Source organism: Flavobacterium sp. (assembly GCF_029242675.1).
Taxonomy (GTDB): Bacteria; Bacteroidota; Bacteroidia; order Flavobacteriales; family Flavobacteriaceae; genus Flavobacterium.
In genome coordinates this window covers 1-1780 of the sequence record NZ_JAQWTM010000204.1, presented here as the reverse complement: position 1 = coordinate 1780, position 1780 = coordinate 1, and the positions used below count along the sequence as shown (strand labels likewise).

The window sequence follows — 1780 nt, the reverse complement described above, 5'->3', positions numbered from 1 at the left end:
CCAAAGATTTTCCAATCTCCCACATTAAAAATTTCACTACCTCATCGCGAGTTCCTTCCATTTGAACTACAAAACGAGTCATACATTTTATACGATCTTTAACGCTCATAGTAGGCCACAATCCTTGACCGTTATTGTAGGCAGCATCAGCGGCATCAACCGCTTCTAGACCTTCTTTTTCGCCCATAAAAGGAATAGATCCTAAGATAGTTGGTATGTACTCTTCAGTAGAAGAAATGGTTGAAAAAACAGGAGAAGTTTGCCCTTCCCATTTTTTTAATTCTCCATTTAGTAAGTAGGTATCTTGATTTAATAAATCTTTAATTTGAAATTCTTCTGGTATGATATTCATTTTATTTCGTTTAGTTAATTAAAAAAAGAGGCTTGCGCCTCTTCTATTTATGGTTGTACCACTTCACCTTCCCATGCTAGCATTCCGCCAGTAAGGTTGTATGCATTTTCAATTCCTATTTCGTTCAATAGTTCACATGCTTTTCCGCTGCGAGCTCCAGAACGACAATATACATAGTAATTTTTAGTTTTATCTAGCTGTCCAATAGCATCTATAAAAGCCTGACCTTGATGAATGTCTATAATTTTAGCATTTTCAATGATACCATCGTTGCATTCCTCTTCAGTTCGTACGTCTAATAGTACCGCATTTTCATCCGCATTAAGTTGCGCAATCCAATCTTCTTGTGATAAGTTCATAGTTCTCTTTTTTGTAAAAATACGAAGATTTTGGGTAAGTTAGAAACGCTACAATACGAATTAAATAATTTTTAAGAGAAAACGATTTCGACCACTATTAATAATCAGCATTTTATAAATTGTTTTAACAATTATCAAAAATAGTCTACAAAAACGATAGGATAATTGCTAATACAATAATTATCAAAAGGGAAAAGGATTTACTAAACTGCTTTCAAATCCAACTTAAATGAGAACCTTATTTACTGTATATTTACACTAAATCTGTCGAAAAAATAAAAAAATCAGAAGATGTTAGAAATCATAAACGACTTATTTCCCACTTTTTCAAAAGAGCTATCGAATGAAATACAAGCAAATGCCAAAATTTATAGCTTTAAAGCAGGAGAAGTAATCATGCGAACAGGTCAATACATTAACAACACGATGCTACTGACCAAAGGCCAAATAAAAATTTACCGAGAGGGTGAAAATGGTGGAGAATTTTTTATGTATTATATTCAACCAGGGCAAGCGTGCGCCGTATCAATGATTTGCGCTAGTAAAAGTCAGGTTAGTAATATCATGGCAAAAGCGGTAGAGGATATTGAACTTATCATGGTACCACTTACCCTGATGGAGAAATGGATGATGGAACATCGCTCTTGGTATGAATTTGTTTTATTTACCTATCGAACACGTTTTGAGGAAGTCTTAGAGGTTGTTGATAACATTGCATTTAGAGCGATGGATGAACGACTAGAATTTTATTTAAAACGACATGCAGACGCTTGTAAATGCCGCGATTTACTATTTTCGCACCAAGATATTGCCACCGAATTGAATACCTCCAGAGAAGTTATTTCTCGCCTATTAAAAAAAATGGAGCAAAGAGGATTAGTGCTTTTACATCGCAACCACATCGAACTTCTACACTAAATTGTGTTTGTGTGACAATTGTTACTGTATACCGCTGAGATACATGCAACCTTTGTAAAAAAAAGTAGAAATGGAATATATAGGTTATTTGGCATCAATTATTATTGGTCTTTCTTTAGGACTCATTGGTGGTGGGGGTTCTATTCTTGCT

Annotated in this window: 3 protein-coding genes; 1 reads left to right on the top strand and 2 read right to left on the bottom strand. The window is 34.5% G+C overall.

Translation table 11 applies throughout. From position 1 onward, the window contains the following. Together P8M54_RS07790 and P8M54_RS07785 are read right to left on the bottom strand one after the other, a co-directional pair. On the bottom strand, positions 1-352 hold a 352-nt coding region (locus P8M54_RS07790), incomplete at its 3' end, for an aldehyde dehydrogenase family protein (RefSeq protein WP_300286928.1). 47 nt (positions 353-399) lie between these two features. Beyond that, positions 400-711: a rhodanese-like domain-containing protein gene (locus P8M54_RS07785; protein WP_300286926.1), complete on the bottom strand. Its 312-nt coding sequence runs from the start codon at positions 709-711 to the stop codon at positions 400-402. 291 nt (positions 712-1002) lie between these two features. Between P8M54_RS07785 and P8M54_RS07780 the strand changes: the two genes are divergently transcribed. Beyond that, positions 1003-1629, top strand: coding sequence for a Crp/Fnr family transcriptional regulator (locus P8M54_RS07780; RefSeq protein WP_300286924.1), 627 nt, complete (start codon positions 1003-1005; stop codon positions 1627-1629). Positions 1630-1780 lie beyond the last annotated feature (151 nt).